A 15,667-nucleotide genomic window follows, 5' to 3' on the forward strand; every position below is an offset into this window, starting at 1 on the left:
TTCACAATAATTCATCAATCTTAATTAGATCACATTTTTACTTTAATTGGTATGAAACGTTCCTGCGCCTTACTTCAGACATAAAAAAGCCGCTGACAAATCAGCGGCTTTTAAAAACATTAGCGAGTGACTAAGAAAGAATTACTTCTTCTTTTTCACTGCTTTTTTGTTTGGAAGGTCAGTGATTGAACCTTCGAATACTTCCGCAGCTAGACCAACAGACTCGTGTAGAGTTGGGTGAGCGTGGATAGTAAGAGCGATATCTTCTGCATCACAACCCATTTCGATTGCTAGGCCGATTTCGCCAAGAAGTTCACCACCGTTAGTACCAACAACAGCACCACCGATTACGCGATGAGTATCTTTATCGAAGATCATCTTAGTCACGCCGTCTGCACAGTCAGAAGCGATTGCACGACCAGAAGCAGCCCAAGGGAAAGTAGCAACTTCGTAATTGATGCCTTCAGCTTTCGCTTCTTTCTCAGTCTTACCTACCCAAGCAACTTCTGGCTCAGTGTACGCAATTGATGGGATTACTTTAGGGTCGAAGTAGTGCTTCTTACCAGAGATAACTTCAGCAGCTACGTGACCTTCATGCACACCTTTGTGAGCAAGCATTGGTTGACCAACAACATCACCGATCGCGTGGATGTGAGGAACGTTAGTACGCATTTGCTTATCAACATTGATGAAACCACGCTCATCAACTTCTATACCCGCTTTTTCAGCGTCGATAAGTGCACCGTTTGGAACACGACCGATAGCAACAAGAACAGCATCGTAGCGTTCAGCTTCAGCTGGTGCTTTTTTGCCTTCCATTGAAACGTAGATACCGTCTTCTTTTGCTTCAACAGCAGTCACTTTAGTTTCAAGCATTAGCTTGAACTTGTTCTTAATGCGCTTAGTGAAAACTTTAACGATGTCTTTATCCGCAGCAGGGATAACTTGATCGAACATCTCTACAACTTCAACTTTAGAACCTAGAGAGTGGTAAACCGTACCCATCTCAAGACCGATGATACCGCCGCCCATGATAAGCAGTTTTTCAGGTACTTCGTTTAGTTCTAGTGCATCCGTAGAATCCCAAATACGTGGGTCTTCATGTGGGATGAAAGGAAGTTTGATTGGGCGAGAACCTGCAGCAATGATTGCGTTGTCGAAGTTAACAGTTGTTGCTTCGCCTTCGCCTTCAACAAGAATGCTGTTAGGACCTGTGAACTTACCAAAACCGTTAACAACAGTAACGTTACGCATCTTAGCCATACCGCCAAGACCGCCAGTTAGTTGATCAACTACTTTTTCTTTCCAGATACGGATCTTGTTGATGTCCGTTTGTGGCTCGCCGAATACAACGCCGTGCTCTGCCATCGCTTTAGCTTCTTCGATTACTTTAGAAACGTGAAGAAGTGCTTTTGATGGAATACAACCAACGTTTAGACATACACCACCAAGAGTGCTGTAACGTTCAACTAGTACTGTTTCTAGACCTAAATCCGCACAACGGAATGCCGCTGAGTAACCAGCAGGACCTGAACCAAGTACAACAACTTGGGCTTTAATTTCTTTGCTCATTGTGACCTCTTGTAGTCATTATCCCTAACAGGCTGAGTAGATGTTCTTAAAATTATTGGGCTTTCAAACAGGAAACATTTTACAGAGATGTTAACAGTGTGAAAGTAGCTTTAAGTTAGCCTGTGAGCTAGACAACAATTCCCCATCAGATTATGAGAAATGCAGGAAACTGTTGTCTAAAAATAGTCTTTATATAAAGAATTAAGGTGACCCGAAAGTCACCTTAATAATTACTTTCTCAATTACAGTACTAGACGACGAATGTCAGATAGTGCGCTGTTTAGGAAAGTAATGAAGCGTGCACCTTCAGCACCATCGATCACACGGTGGTCGTATGATAGAGACAGTGGAAGCTGTAGACGTGGTTGGAACTCTTTACCATTCCAAACTGGCTTAATTTCAGACTTAGATACACCTAGGATACCTACTTCTGGAGCATTTACGATTGGAGTAAATGCAGTGCCGCCAATACCACCAAGGCTAGAGATTGTGAAACAACCGCCTTGCATGTCTGCCGCTGTTAGCTTACCAGAACGTGCTTTCTTAGAAACAGCCATTAGCTCTTCAGATAGCTCGTAAATGCCTTTCTTGTTCACGTCTTTGAAGACAGGAACAACTAGACCGTTTGGTGTATCAACAGCGATACCCACGTTTACGTACTTCTTAAGAATGATGCTTTCGCCATCTTCAGAAAGAGAAGAGTTAAACGCTGGGAATGCTTCTAGCGCTTTAGCAACAGCTTTCATGATGAACACAAGTGGAGTGATCTTCATGCCAGTGTCTTTCTTCGCTTCGATTGCGTTCTGTTCTTTACGGAATGCTTCTAGCTCAGTGATGTCTGCGTTGTCCCATTGTGTAACGTGAGGGATCATTACCCAGTTACGGTGCAGGTTAGCACCAGAGATCTTCTTAATCTTAGAAAGCTTCTGAACTTCAGTTTCGCCGAACTTGCTGAAGTCAACTTTTGGCCATGGTAGTAGACCAAGAGCAGAACCGTCGCCGCCTTTGCCAGATGCAGCTGCACCAGACTCAAGACGCTTAAGTGCATCTTTAACGTAAGACTGAACGTCTTCTTTAAGGATACGGCTCTTACGACCAGTACCTTTAACCTTAGAAAGGTTAACGCCAAATTCACGAGCTAGACGACGAACTACTGGAGAAGCGTGCGCGTAGTCACCGTTCTCTTGGAAGTCGCCAGCTGCTGCAGGTGCTTCTGCTTTAGGAGCAGGTGCCGCCGCTGGAGCTGCTGCTTGTGCAGGTGCTGCAACAGGAGCAGGAGCTGCGCCTTCAACCGGAGTGCCGGCCACGACGAAAGTCATGATTAGAGAGCCAGTTGACACTTTGTCGCCAGCTGCAATCTTGATCTCTTTTACTGTACCAGCGAATGGTGCAGGAACTTCCATTGAAGCTTTGTCGCCTTCAACAGTAATTAGAGATTGCTCTTCTTCTACTGTATCGCCAACCGCTACCATGATTTCAGTAACTTCTACTTCGTCACCACCGATATCAGGAACGTTTACTTCTTTTTCAGCTGATGCTGCTGGAGCCGCTGCAACTGGTGCAGCCGCTGGAGCAGGAGCTGCTGCAACTGGAGCGCCTGAACCCGCTACTTCACCTGTTTCTACAGAGAAAATCATTACTAGAGAACCAGTCGATACTGAGTCACCAGAAGCGATCTTGATTTCTTTAACGATACCAGCGAATGGTGCAGGAACTTCCATTGAAGCCTTGTCACCTTCAACAGTAAGAAGAGATTGCTCTTCTTCTACTGCGTCACCGATAGCAACCATGATTTCAGTTACTTCAACTTCATCACCGCCGATGTCAGGAACGTGAACTTCTTTAAGCTCAGCTGCCGCTGCAGGAGCAGCTGCAACTGGTGCCGCCGCTTCAACTGCTGGAGCAGCCGGTGCTGCTGCAGCACCTTCCGCAGGAGAGCCTGCCTCTTCAAAGATCATGATAAGAGAACCAGTAGAAACAGAATCGCCTTCTGCTACTTTGATTTCTTTAACGATACCCGCTTGAGACGCTGGAACTTCCATTGAAGCTTTGTCGCCTTCGACAGTGATCAGTGACTGCTCTTCTTCAACCTTGTCGCCAACGTTTACAAGAATCTCAGTTACTTCAACCTCGTCAGCACCGATGTCTGGTACATTAATTTCGATTGTCATTGTATTTACCTACCTTAATGCCAGTCTTATGCGTATTGCGGGTTAGTTTTTTCAGTGTCGATATCGAATTTAGCAATTGCTTCAACAACTACAGATTTCTCGATGTCACCACGTTTAGCCAGTTCAGTTAGAGCTGCAACTACGATGTAGCCAGCGTTAACTTCGAAGTGACGACGTAGGTTTGCACGGCTGTCAGAACGGCCGAAACCATCTGTACCAAGTACTTTGTAAGACTCAGTTGGCATGTACGCACGTACTTGCTCAGCGTAGTTCTTCATGTAGTCAGTCACTGCGATTGCAGGTTCTTTACCAAGAACAGTCGTGATGTACGGTACTTTCTCTTCAGCTTCTGGGTGAAGCATGTTGTCACGCTCTACCGCTTGGCCGTCACGAGTTAGTTCGTTGAACGACGTTACAGAGAATACGTCAGATGCTACGCCGTACTCTTCGCTTAGAATTTCAGCTGCTTTACGCGCTTCGTTCATGATAGTACCAGAGCTCATTAGTTGAACTTTACCCTTAGCACCAGCGTGAGATTCAAGCTTGTAGATACCTTTACGGATGCCTTCTTCAGCGCCTTCTGGCATTGCTGGCATTGCGTAGTTCTCGTTCATTACTGTTAGGTAGTAGTAAACGTTCTCTTGCTCAGGACCGTACATGCGACGGATACCGTCTTGCATGATTACCGCTAGCTCGTAAGCAAACGTTGGGTCGTAAGAGATACAGTTCGGGATAGTGTTCGCTTGGATGTGCGAGTGACCATCTTCGTGCTGTAGACCTTCACCGTTCAGTGTTGTACGACCTGCAGTAGCACCTAGTAGGAAGCCACGAGCTTGTTGGTCGCCTGCTAGCCATGCCATGTCACCAATACGTTGGAAACCGAACATTGAGTAGTAGATGTAGAACGGGATCATCGGTAGATCGTTTGTGCTGTATGAAGTTGCAGCAGCAACCCATGAAGCCATAGAACCTAGTTCGTTGATACCTTCTTGAAGAACTTGACCAGACGTTGCTTCTTTGTAGTAAGAAACGATGCCTTTATCTTCAGGTGTGTATTCTTGACCGTGTGGGTTGTAGATACCAACCTGACGGAATAGACCTTCCATACCGAATGTACGAGCTTCATCACAGATGATAGGAACGATGTTCTTACCAATGTTCTTATCTTTAAGAAGGATGTTTAGCGTACGTACATAAGCCATAGTTGTAGAGATATCACGCTTCTGTTCACCTAGTAGAGGTGCGAATGCGTCTAGCTCAGGAACCTTGAACTCTTGAGTAAACTTAGGAAGACGTGCAGGTGTGTAACCGTGTAGAGCGTTACGACGAGCGTGCATGTATTCGTACTCAGGCGTACCTTCTTCCAATTTCAGGTAAGGAAGTTCAGCGATCTTCTCATCTGAAAGGATGTCTTCTAGGCCTAGGCGATCACGTAGGTGTTGAACATGAGTCATGTCCATTTTCTTAACACCGTGTGCAATGTTCTTACCTTCAGCTGCATCACCCATGCCGTAACCTTTAACAGTCTTAGCTAGGATTACAGTTGGCTTACCGTTTGTCTCTTTAGCATTGTTGAATGCAGCAAACAGTTTAGAAGAATCGTGACCACCACGCTTAAGAGCGAAAATTTCGTCATCAGTCATGTCTGCAACTAGTGCAGCTGTTTCTGGGTACTTACCAAAGAAGTGCTCACGTACGTATGCGCCATCTTTAGATTTGAATGTTTGGTAGTCACCATCGATAGTTTCGTTCATTAGTTGAAGAAGCTTACCAGTAGTGTCTTTAGCTAGTAGAGAATCCCAGTTGCTACCCCAGATAACTTTAACAACGTTCCAACCTGCACCTTTGAATAGGCCTTCAAGTTCTTGGATGATGCTACCGTTACCCATTACAGGGCCGTCTAGACGCTGTAGGTTACAGTTGATTAGGAAACATAGGTTGTCTAGCTTCTCACGCGCAGCGAAAGAGATAGCACCACGTGATTCTGGCTCATCCATCTCACCGTCACCTAGGAACGCGTATACGCGTTGCGCTGAAGTTTCTTTCAGGCCACGGCCGTCAAGGTACTTAAGGAAGCGCGCTTGGTAGATAGCAGAGATAGGGCCAAGACCCATAGATACTGTCGGGAACTGCCAGAACTCAGGCATCAGTTTCGGGTGCGGGTAAGAAGGGATACCTTTACCATCAACTTCTTGACGGAAGTTATCTAGCTGTTCTTCAGTTAGACGACCTTCAACGAATGCACGAGAGTAGATACCAGGAGAGATGTGACCTTGGTAGTAAACTAGATCGCCACCGTCTGTCTCGTTTGGAGCACGGAAGAAGTGGTTGAAACATACTTCGTAGAACGCTGCTGCTGACTGGTAAGAAGCCATGTGACCACCAAGGTCTAGGTCTTTCTTAGAAGCACGCAATACGATCATGATTGCGTTCCAGCGAATAATCGAACGAATACGACGCTCAAGAGTTACGTCACCAGGGTAAGCTGGCTCTTGTGCTGCTGGAATTGTGTTGATGTAGTTTGTGTTGATGCCTGTAGCCATATCAACACCATCTAAACGCGCTTTATCTAGAACTTGTTCTAGTAAAAACTGTGCACGTTCTACACCTTCTTCACGTACTACTGACTCAAGAGCTTCTAACCAATCTTGAGTTTCCAGAGCATCAACGTCATGCTTCATGTCAGACATGGCGATCTATCCTTTTTGTTAGTTGGATTCTACTAAACACGTAAATAGCCGAAGTATTACGGCTATTTACCCTGTTGAATTCGACGTAAAGAACGTTCGCGGCGCGACTCTTCTTTGGTCAAATCCATCAATGTTTCTTCGATGTAAGCTAAATGAGAGTGTGACATTTCACGTGCCTGTTCTGGCTGTCCTGAAACGATCGCATCCACAATGTTAGCTCGATGTATACTCACTTTCTCCACAACGTCTTTACGACGATGCAACAGCTTTAAATTTTCTAAGACGTTTTGTTCGAGTAACGGAGCCAAGCTACGAACAATGTGCAATAACACCACATTGTGCGCTGCCTCTGTTAAAGCAATAAGAAAAGCCATCACTGCTGCAGATTCGGCTTCAATATCACCCTTATCTTGCGCACCGCGAATTTTTTCTTGGCATGCTTGAATTCGAGCAAAGTCTTCATCAGTGCCACGCAATGCCGCGAAGTAAGCCGAAATCCCTTCCATCGCATGACGCGATTCCAACAAGTCTAGTTGGGTTTCAGAATGGGACGACAACAAATTAAGCAAAGGATCTGAAAAGCTTTTCCAGATATTTTCGCTAACAAACGTACCTCCACCTTGACGGCGAGTAAGCAAGCGTTTTGCTTCTAAACGTTGTATCGCTTCTCGGATCGAAGGACGAGACACATCGAACTGTTTCGCCAGTTCGCGCTCAGGCGGCAGCTGCTGCCCTGGAGCCAGTGTTCCTTCCACTATCAACCTTTCTAACTCTTGTTCGATAACATCGGAGAGTTTTGGCTGACGAATCCTTTGATAAGCCATAGTTTGTTGTTCTTCTTTTTCTTCGCTGACAATTGGTAATACCAATTTTAAGTTGGGCAGAAATTAACATAATTAAAACGCCACTGTCCAGCCTAAAATTGACCTGCATCATAGAATGATGCATGAATTAACCATGATTTAACAAATGGAATTTAAAACAGCAACCAAATTGGTCTTACCATTTACAGGGGTAATACTTTTGGGGAGTGTTCGTGCTAGAAAGTTTCAGGATAAAAATGAATTGTTTCAGAAAGATTAGCGTCACTCGTTTAAAAATCGAACCAAGCGCACATTTAGGGTGGAAATTCTGTTCATAAGTTTTAATAAATGAGTGTTTGATAAGCTCGTCACACTCTCGATTTATTGATGCTCCCCGTCCGACCACTTCCTTTACAAAAGCACAACAAAAATTCACAAACAATTATGCTCATCGTTGATTATCTAGAGCCCTTCAATGAGCAGAGTCTTGTTGTGAATTCGGATTTATAAACTCAGTTGGCCTTGATATTTCTTCCAATCAAAAACCAAACCGGGGTCAGTCTTTCGTAGCGGGGCGATGTATTGATGGCCAGTGATACGCTGACGCGTAATCTGCGGGAAGTTCGACACCAATGTCTCCGTTAATTGAGCCAAAGATTGGTATTGCTGCTCGGTATAAGCAACAAAGTCACTGCCTTCCAGTTCAATGCCAATAGAGTAGTCATTACATCTTTCACGGCCAGCGAAGCTCGATTGACCCGCATGCCAAGCTCGGTCTAAGAAAGAGACGAACTGCACCACTTCCCCATCACGACGAATCAAGCAATGCGCCGAAACGCCCATTTGGTGAATCACCTTAAAAAACGGGTGTTCCTTCGGGTCGAGTTTGCCCGTAAAAAACAGTTCTATGTAAGGCCCACCAAATTGACCCGGAGGTAAACTAATGTTGTGAACCACCAGCAGAGAGATATCGTCGGCACTCGGTCGAGCATCAAAATACGGGGAAGGAACATGCCGAGCGTTGTCGTACCATCCGTTAGAGCTGATCGTCATCTTGGTCTCACTTTCGTTTCTGCTAGCACAATAAGATGTGACCTTGCCCATAGAGCAGTCGCGCTAGCCTCTTTAATTTGAAGTTAAGCAAGAGTATCATTCCATTCCCACTCCCTTTCAAGATTAGATTTGCGATGAAAAACACACATAACAGCCACCAACGCCTTGACTACTTAAAAGAGCAACTGCCTCTAGAGATCACTCGTGCAGCAGCCGAGACTATCAAAGAAGATCTAGGTGGTACGTTAGATCCAGCGGCTGATATTACGGCAAGTCTAATCCCTGCAGACGCAATCAACAGTGCAACCATTATTACCCGTGAGCACGGTGTGTTCTGTGGTAAAGCTTGGGCTGATGAAGTGTTTAAGCAACTGGGCGGTGAAGTGACTATCGAGTGGAATGTAGAAGATGGCGACAAGGTTGAACCAAACCAAACACTTTGTACCTTAACAGGTCCAGCACGCGCGCTATTAACGGGTGAGCGCAACGCAATGAACTTCATTCAAACGCTATCTGGTTGTGCGACTGCTACTGCTATCTACGCAGACAAAATCAAACACACTGAATGCCGCCTGTTGGATACTCGTAAAACGATTCCTGGCCTACGCAGCGCACTGAAATACGCAGTGGCTTGTGGTGGCGGTTTCAACCACCGTATTGGTGTGTTCGATGCTTACCTAATCAAAGAAAACCACATCATCGCTTGTGGTGGCATTGAGAAGGCTATCTCTACTGCAAAAGAGCTGAACCCAGGTAAACCAGTAGAAGTTGAAACCGAAAGCCTAGAAGAGCTAGAGCAAGCGATCAGCGCTGGCGCAGACATCATCATGCTAGACAACTTCACCACAGACATGATGCGTGAAGCTGTGAAAATCAACGCAGGACGTGCAGCACTAGAAAACTCTGGCAACGTGACGCTAGATACAATTGCAGAGTTCGCTGAAACAGGCGTTGATTACATCTCTGTAGGCGCACTAACTAAGCACCTAAAAGCAATGGATCTATCAATGAGATTCAAAGCGTAATTGACTGAATAATAAATAATTTCTATAAAGGCACTGTTTGTAACGGTGCCTTTTTTATTGCCTGAATTATCAGTATTTCAAGCAGTTATTTAAGCTGATCGCATAATTTTGCCTACTATATGAAACACTACACCAATAAATACCAAACCACTCGCGACCACACCTGAACACCATTCCACTACCCCATCTCAACTTCTATTCTTTCCATCAACCAGTGCCTGCACTGAAACAAACTAAAGAATGGAATTAGACAATGAATAACAAGAACAAAAGAACGAACCAGAAAGGCTTTACGCTGATTGAATTGATGATTGTGGTGGCCGTGATTGGAGTATTGTCTGCAATTGCGGTACCTGCATATCAAGACTATGTAAAAAAAGGAGCTCTAGGGGCAGCACTAGCAACATCTTCTGCTTTTAAAACAATAATCGAGGATGAAATTGCATTTAATGGTTCTTTCCCATCAGCAATTTCGGATAGTTTTAGTATCGGTAGTCTAGATGTAAGTGCTGCATCAGGGTCAACATCTGGCTCTATTATTGCCACAATCAACGAAGGCGTTGCTAGCGGTGCTTCTATAACACTTCAACGAGATGCTAATGGTACTTGGACTTGTGAAAACTCCGAATCGACTATCACAATAAATGGTTGCTCATAAGTGCTAACCAACCTTCCAACCGTTCTGCGTCAGGCTAATCTAATTAGCCTGACTCAGGAACAAGCCGTGGCGGAACATGTACAAGCTTCGCGGATTTCTACGCCTGAAGCTTTACTCGTTCTGGATTTTTTCACTAGCGAGAGTCTCGCACATAACATTCAGGCCATCTTCGGTTTACCATTAGTACAATTAGCCAATACAGACTACGAAACCTTATGCGACCAATTAGGGCTTCGTGAACTGATAACCAAGTATAGTGCTATCCCGATTTCAGTTTCTAGCTCAACTCTCACACTTGCCTCAGCCGACCCAACCGACTTACAAGCTGAAGACGACTTTCGATTCGCGACAGGATTACAGATTGAATTGGTTGTCGCTAATTACTCTGAATTAGAAGGCGCAATACGAAAGCTGTACGGTCGTTCTATTTCTGGGCAAGATTCGAAACGTAAAGAGATCACCCAGGATGAACTCGCCAACCTGGTTGAAGTCTCTGACGATGAGATGACTTCAATTGAAGACCTCAGCCAAGACGACTCCCCTGTCAGCCGTTTTATTAATCAAATATTAGTTGATGCTGTGCGTAAAGGTGCATCAGATATCCACTTTGAACCTTACGAAGAAAACTACCGCGTACGTCTACGTTGCGATGGCATCCTTGTCGAAATTCAACAGCCCGCCTCTCATTTAAGTCGTCGCCTATCGGCTCGCTTGAAGATTCTCGCCAAACTTGATATCGCCGAACGTCGTTTGCCTCAAGATGGTCGTATCAAACTGCGCTTGAACGACGAACTCGCGATAGATATGCGTGTATCAACTTTGCCGACCTTGTGGGGTGAAAAGATCGTTCTTCGACTGCTTGATAGCAGCGCGGCCAATCTAGATATCGATAAGTTAGGTTACAGCGAAGATCAAAAAGCACTCTACCTCAATGCCCTGAAACGCCCACAAGGGATGATCTTAATGACAGGCCCAACCGGCAGCGGAAAAACCGTCTCCCTATATACTGGCCTTCGAGTGCTCAACACAACTGAACGCAACATATCAACAGCCGAAGATCCGGTGGAAATTAACCTATGTGGTATCAATCAGGTACAAGTGACGCCTAAGATCGGCTTTGGATTTGCGGAAGCTCTGCGATCATTTTTACGACAAGACCCTGATGTGGTGATGGTTGGAGAGATCCGCGACTTGGAAACGGCAGAAATCGCGATCAAAGCATCGCAAACGGGTCACTTAGTACTTTCGACACTGCACACGAATTCCGCCGCAGAAACCGTCACCCGACTCGCACATATGGGTATAGAACCCTTTAACCTCGCTTCATCATTGAGTTTGATTATCGCCCAACGACTGGCAAGACGATTATGCAACCACTGCAAAGAAACTGACGATTCACCGGACATATTCCTGCGTCACTCCATTCCTAACAGCCAAACCATCTACAAAGCGAGTCCTAAAGGTTGCAATGAGTGTAACCAGGGTTATTCGGGGCGAGTGGGTATCTATGAAGTGATGCCGTTTAGCGATCAACTGAAAAGCAGCCTGATCGACAAACCGAACGCGTTGGCCATTGAAAACTTGGCTCGCCGAGAAGGCATGAGAACTCTGCAAGAGTCGGGGCTAGATAAATTGCTTGAAGGCACCACCAGCTATCAAGAGCTGCAACGTGTTCTGTACATATAAACCAATGGAGCACCAATGAGTAGCAAGTCCAAACAATCACAATTAAAAAGCTATCACTGGAAAGGCATTAACAGCTCAGGCAAGAAAGTGTCTGGGCAAACGTTAGCGCTCACCGAATTGGAAGTACGAGAAAAGCTCAAAGAACAGCATATTCAGATTAAGAAAATCAAAAAGAAAAGTATTTCAGCCGTCACTCGTTTAACCCATAGAGTAAAAGCCAAAGACATCACTATTTTGACTCGGCAGCTTGCTACCATGCTGGCCACTGGTGTGCCTATCGTACAAGCCATCAAGTTGGTGTCGGACAATCACCGCAAAGCTGAAATGAAATCGATTCTATCGCATATCTGCAAAGGTGTAGAAGCCGGAACGCCAATCTCAAAAGCGATGCGAACCGCAAGTCGTCACTTTGATGACCTATACACTGATTTGGTCGCGACAGGCGAGCTCTCCGGTAACCTTGCACAAGTATTTGAACGCTTGGCGACCTATCGTGAAAAGAGTGAGCAACTAAAATCCAAGGTTATAAAGGCTCTCATCTACCCAGCAATGGTTGTAGCGGTCGCCCTTACCGTTTCCTACTTAATGCTGACCATGGTGATTCCAGAGTTTGAGTCGATGTTTTCCGGCTTTGGCGCCGACCTGCCTTGGTTCACTCAACAAGTACTCTACCTTTCCCATTGGATGCAGGCTTACAGCTTTTATACTGCCGTAGGCATAGGGCTTGTTGTCCTGATTATTTACCAACTGTGTCAGCGTTCCCACTCGATCAAACTGTCTGTTAGTCGGCTAGGATTACGCTTTCCTGTTCTTGGTGGCGTATTAGCCAAAGCCTCTATTGCCAAATTCAGCCGAACCTTATCAACCAGCTTTAGTTCTGGCATTCCGATTTTAATGAGCCTTAAAACCACAGCCAAAACCGCAGGCAACCTGCATTATGAATCGGCCATCATTGAGGTTCACCGAGAAACGGCTGCTGGCATGCCAATGTATATCGCAATGCGCAATACCAACGCCTTTCCTGAAATGGTGTTACAGATGGTGATGATCGGTGAAGAGTCAGGAAACCTTGATGATATGCTCAATAAAGTAGCCTCCATTTACGAGTTTGAAGTCGACAACACCGTCGACAATTTAGGCAAGATTCTAGAGCCACTGATCATCGTATTTTTAGGGACAGTTGTTGGCGGGCTTGTGGTTGCGATGTACTTACCGATCTTTAATCTTATGAGTGTGTTAGGATAGTTAAAAGCAACTAAACACCCATGAGCAACAATCTCTGCTCACCTTGATTAAGTGGTAAAGGACACTATGGAAGTATTTCACTACTATCCTTGGCTATTCCCCGTATTAGCTTTCATTTTTAGCCTTCTTATCGGCAGCTTCCTCAACGTAGTCATACACCGTTTGCCAATTATGATGGAACGTGAATGGCAACAAGAGTGCTCGGAATATTTCTCTCAATATAAAATTCCAGCGCCAGAGGGAAAGTTCAACCTCAGCATTCCTCGCTCTACCTGCCCGAAGTGCAAAACCCAATTAAGAATCGTCGACAATATCCCAGTCTTAAGCTGGTTGTTCTTAAAGGGTAAGTGCCATAGCTGTGCTAATCCAATCAGTGCTCGCTACCCTTTGGTCGAACTGCTTACCGCAATACTTTGCACAATGGTTGCTAGCCACTTTGGTTTCAGTTACTACGCCATTGCTTTGATTTTTTTCACCTTCGCACTGATTACCGCGACCTTTATCGATCTCGATACCATGCTGTTACCCGATCAAATCACCTTGCCTTTAGTATGGTCCGGTATCGCTTTAGCATTGTTTAATATCAGCCCAGTATCGCTGCAAGATTCTGTGGTTGGCGCAATGGCTGGCTACCTGGCTCTGTGGTCTGTTTATTGGTTGTTCAAACTACTGACAGGCAAAGAAGGCATGGGTTACGGTGACTTCAAACTCCTGGCTGCGCTTGGCGCATGGCTTGGTTGGCAGCACCTACCGATGATCATCCTTTTATCTTCGCTGGTTGGCCTTGTGTTTGGTTTGATTCAACTTCGCTTGAAACAGCAAGGCATAGATAAAGCTTTTCCATTTGGCCCCTACCTTGCGATTGCAGGTTGGGTAAGCTTGATGTGGGGTAACGACATCATGGGTTGGTATTTCACTTCTGTACTAGGAATTTAACCATGGCAATCATTATCGGATTAAGCGGTGGTATCGCCAGTGGCAAAACCACCGTCGCTAACCTGTTCAATGAGCATTTTAATATAGATATTGTTGATGCTGATATCGTGGCACGTGAAGTGGTTGCGCTGGGCAGTGTCGGCTTAAAACAGATTACAGAACACTTTGGTGAGTCTATCTTGCTTGACGATGGAACACTCAACCGAAGTAGGCTGCGTGAGCTGATCTTCTCAGATCCTAAAGAAAAGCAGTGGCTCAATGATCTTCTTCATCCCATGATCCGTGACAAAATTGACAGTGACCTGTCTAAAATCACATCCCCGTATGGTTTATTAGTTGCACCGCTATTGGTGGAAAACCAAATGCAAGGCATGGCCGATCGCGTATTAATTGTTGATGTGCCAGCAGAAGTTCAAATAGAACGTACGATGAGTCGTGACAATGTTTCTAGGGAACAAGTTGCATCAATTTTAAAATCACAGGCTTCAAGAGAACAACGCTTAGCAGTTGCAGATGACGTGATTAAAAACCATACTAAAAACCAAGAACTTTTGCCTCAAATCACAGATTTACATCAAAAGTATCTGGCAATCAGTGCTGTAGATGGGTCAGAATAGAACAATGTTGAATGAAGGTTTGCTCGATGATCACCCATAAATTTGAACATCCTCTAAATGAGAAAACACGCATCTACTTAAGAGTCGAATCACTCTTGAGGCAGCTACACTTGTCTTCTACATTTTCCGATGCTCAACAGTATCAACTCTTTTTCCGTTCCATCTTTGATCTGATTGAAATCTTCGAACAGATCCAACTCAAGAGCGAACTGGCAAAAGATATTGAGAAGCAACGTGTAACCTACAAAAGTTGGTTGGATGTTGAAGGTGTCGATCAAGAGATGCTGACATCACTGCTTAATGACATTGGTAACATCTATCGTGATCTGATGCAGGCAGAGCGTTTTGGCCAGTCACTTAAGGAAGACCGCTTCCTGAGTGCCATTCGCCAACGCTTTAATCTTCCAGGTGGCTCATGCTGCTTTGATTTACCGGCACTGCATTATTGGCTGCACCTTCCTCTCGATAAGAGAATGAGAGATGCTAAAGCGTGGATGGATAGCTTACAACCTCTGTATGAAGCGCTAACACTGTGGTTGAAGCTCACCAGAGAGACTGGTCACTTTAAAGAGCAAATCGCTCGCGCTGGCTTCTTCCAGAGCGATGCCGATGAAGCGAATATCCTTCGTCTATCTATTCCAATGCAATACGGTGCCTACCCGATGATCTCAGGTCACAAGAACCGCTTTGCTGTTAAGTTCATGAGCTTTGAAACAGGGCAAGCCTGTACTCAAGACATTGAATTTGAATTGGCAATCTGCACCTAATTAATTTCCTTTTATAGTTTGGCTTGAGTCCTCACTCGAGCCTAAACGAACTCTTATGCCAATCACAGTAAGTAAGTGTTCATAAATAGCGTAGGAAAAAGGCTTGAGAACAAGACAGAAATTTTCGATAAGTAGTTATTCTACAATCAAAATTTCTAACGAAGTTATCGAGCGTTTTAACAAGCTAGGATGACCAGTTATTTACTACGATTGGTATTACTACACCTTCAAATTAAGAATCACTATGTCGAAGAAAATCACCATCGTTAAATGCCCTCAATGTAATGCTGACGTTGAATGGGGCGAACAAAGCCCGCACCGCCCGTTTTGCAGCAAGCAATGTCAGATGATTGATTTCGGTGAATGGGCAGACGAAGAGAACAGCATCGCTGGCGCACCAGATATGTCAGATAGCGATGGTTGGTCGGAAGATCCGTACTAAGC

At 45.0% G+C, this 15,667-nt stretch carries 13 protein-coding genes; 8 read left to right on the forward strand and 5 right to left on the reverse strand.

What is annotated here, in order from left to right:
• Window positions 1-141: 141 nt before the first annotated feature.
• The 5 genes from lpdA to ampD all read right to left on the reverse strand — a co-directional run bounded on the left by lpdA (window position 142) and on the right by ampD (window position 8,340).
• Window positions 142-1,572, reverse strand: coding sequence for a dihydrolipoyl dehydrogenase (gene lpdA / locus ACED46_RS16380; protein WP_017059440.1), 1,431 nt, complete (start codon window positions 1,570-1,572; stop codon window positions 142-144).
• Window positions 1,573-1,814: 242 nt separating this feature from the next.
• The gene (gene aceF / locus ACED46_RS16385; RefSeq protein WP_136973774.1) at window positions 1,815-3,743 is read right to left on the reverse strand and encodes a pyruvate dehydrogenase complex dihydrolipoyllysine-residue acetyltransferase; all 1,929 of its coding nucleotides are present in this window, start codon (window positions 3,741-3,743) and stop codon (window positions 1,815-1,817) included.
• 26 nt (window positions 3,744-3,769) lie between these two features.
• A complete protein-coding gene (gene aceE / locus ACED46_RS16390) occupies window positions 3,770-6,433 on the reverse strand; it encodes a pyruvate dehydrogenase (acetyl-transferring), homodimeric type (RefSeq protein ID WP_017059442.1) in 2,664 nt (887 codons plus the stop codon).
• A 62-nt stretch (window positions 6,434-6,495) separates the two neighbouring features.
• The gene (gene pdhR / locus ACED46_RS16395; RefSeq protein ID WP_009847596.1) at window positions 6,496-7,257 is read right to left on the reverse strand and encodes a pyruvate dehydrogenase complex transcriptional repressor PdhR; all 762 of its coding nucleotides are present in this window, start codon (window positions 7,255-7,257) and stop codon (window positions 6,496-6,498) included.
• 483 nt (window positions 7,258-7,740) lie between these two features.
• Window positions 7,741-8,340 carry a 1,6-anhydro-N-acetylmuramyl-L-alanine amidase AmpD gene (gene ampD / locus ACED46_RS16400; protein WP_371721924.1) on the reverse strand — a complete coding sequence of 200 codons (600 nt, stop codon included), beginning with the start codon at window positions 8,338-8,340 and terminating at the stop codon, window positions 7,741-7,743.
• Between the two features lie 83 nt (window positions 8,341-8,423).
• On the opposite strand from ampD, the gene nadC reads away from it, so the two are divergent.
• From nadC to yacG, 8 genes are all read left to right on the forward strand, one after another.
• The gene (gene nadC, locus ACED46_RS16405) at window positions 8,424-9,314 is read left to right on the forward strand and encodes a carboxylating nicotinate-nucleotide diphosphorylase (protein WP_371721925.1); all 891 of its coding nucleotides are present in this window, start codon (window positions 8,424-8,426) and stop codon (window positions 9,312-9,314) included.
• 253 nt (window positions 9,315-9,567) lie between these two features.
• Complete coding sequence (locus ACED46_RS16410; RefSeq protein WP_102319884.1) at window positions 9,568-9,972, forward strand: pilin; 405 nt, start codon at window positions 9,568-9,570, stop codon at window positions 9,970-9,972.
• On the forward strand, window positions 9,973-11,658 hold the full coding sequence (gene pilB, locus ACED46_RS16415; protein WP_371721926.1) for a type IV-A pilus assembly ATPase PilB: 1,686 nt from the start codon (window positions 9,973-9,975) through the stop codon (window positions 11,656-11,658).
• A gap of 15 nt (window positions 11,659-11,673) precedes the next feature.
• Window positions 11,674-12,903 carry a type II secretion system F family protein gene (locus ACED46_RS16420; RefSeq protein ID WP_017065898.1) on the forward strand — a complete coding sequence of 410 codons (1,230 nt, stop codon included), beginning with the start codon at window positions 11,674-11,676 and terminating at the stop codon, window positions 12,901-12,903.
• Window positions 12,904-12,969: 66 nt separating this feature from the next.
• A complete protein-coding gene (locus tag ACED46_RS16425; RefSeq protein ID WP_017058945.1) occupies window positions 12,970-13,839 on the forward strand; it encodes an A24 family peptidase in 870 nt (289 codons plus the stop codon).
• Window positions 13,840-13,841: 2 nt separating this feature from the next.
• On the forward strand, window positions 13,842-14,456 hold the full coding sequence (gene coaE, locus ACED46_RS16430) for a dephospho-CoA kinase (RefSeq protein WP_017058946.1): 615 nt from the start codon (window positions 13,842-13,844) through the stop codon (window positions 14,454-14,456).
• 26 nt (window positions 14,457-14,482) lie between these two features.
• Window positions 14,483-15,223 (forward strand): cell division protein ZapD, encoded by a 741-nt coding sequence (gene zapD, locus ACED46_RS16435; protein WP_017063237.1) that lies wholly within the window; start codon window positions 14,483-14,485, stop codon window positions 15,221-15,223.
• A 244-nt stretch (window positions 15,224-15,467) separates the two neighbouring features.
• Window positions 15,468-15,665, forward strand: coding sequence for a DNA gyrase inhibitor YacG (gene yacG, locus ACED46_RS16440; RefSeq protein WP_010435916.1), 198 nt, complete (start codon window positions 15,468-15,470; stop codon window positions 15,663-15,665).
• Window positions 15,666-15,667 lie beyond the last annotated feature (2 nt).

Origin of the sequence: Vibrio sp. 1S139, assembly GCF_041439475.1 — a bacterium.
GTDB lineage: Bacteria > Pseudomonadota > Gammaproteobacteria > Enterobacterales > Vibrionaceae > Vibrio > Vibrio crassostreae_C.

What these genes read in the sequence shown, in the direction of transcription:
- lpdA (WP_017059440.1), bottom strand. Translation starts at nt 1,572, where the DNA reads ATGAGCAAAGAAATTAAAGCCCAAGTTGTTGTACTTGGTTCAGGTCCT.
- aceF (WP_136973774.1), bottom strand. Translation starts at nt 3,743, where the DNA reads ATGACAATCGAAATTAATGTACCAGACATCGGTGCTGACGAGGTTGAA.
- aceE (WP_017059442.1), bottom strand. Translation starts at nt 6,433, where the DNA reads ATGTCTGACATGAAGCATGACGTTGATGCTCTGGAAACTCAAGATTGG.
- pdhR (WP_009847596.1), bottom strand. Translation starts at nt 7,257, where the DNA reads ATGGCTTATCAAAGGATTCGTCAGCCAAAACTCTCCGATGTTATCGAA.
- ampD (WP_371721924.1), bottom strand. Translation starts at nt 8,340, where the DNA reads ATGGGCAAGGTCACATCTTATTGTGCTAGCAGAAACGAAAGTGAGACC.
- nadC (WP_371721925.1), top strand. Translation starts at nt 8,424, where the DNA reads ATGAAAAACACACATAACAGCCACCAACGCCTTGACTACTTAAAAGAG.
- ACED46_RS16410 (WP_102319884.1), top strand. Translation starts at nt 9,568, where the DNA reads ATGAATAACAAGAACAAAAGAACGAACCAGAAAGGCTTTACGCTGATT.
- ACED46_RS16420 (WP_017065898.1), top strand. Translation starts at nt 11,674, where the DNA reads ATGAGTAGCAAGTCCAAACAATCACAATTAAAAAGCTATCACTGGAAA.
- ACED46_RS16425 (WP_017058945.1), top strand. Translation starts at nt 12,970, where the DNA reads ATGGAAGTATTTCACTACTATCCTTGGCTATTCCCCGTATTAGCTTTC.
- coaE (WP_017058946.1), top strand. Translation starts at nt 13,842, where the DNA reads ATGGCAATCATTATCGGATTAAGCGGTGGTATCGCCAGTGGCAAAACC.
- zapD (WP_017063237.1), top strand. Translation starts at nt 14,483, where the DNA reads ATGATCACCCATAAATTTGAACATCCTCTAAATGAGAAAACACGCATC.
- yacG (WP_010435916.1), top strand. Translation starts at nt 15,468, where the DNA reads ATGTCGAAGAAAATCACCATCGTTAAATGCCCTCAATGTAATGCTGAC.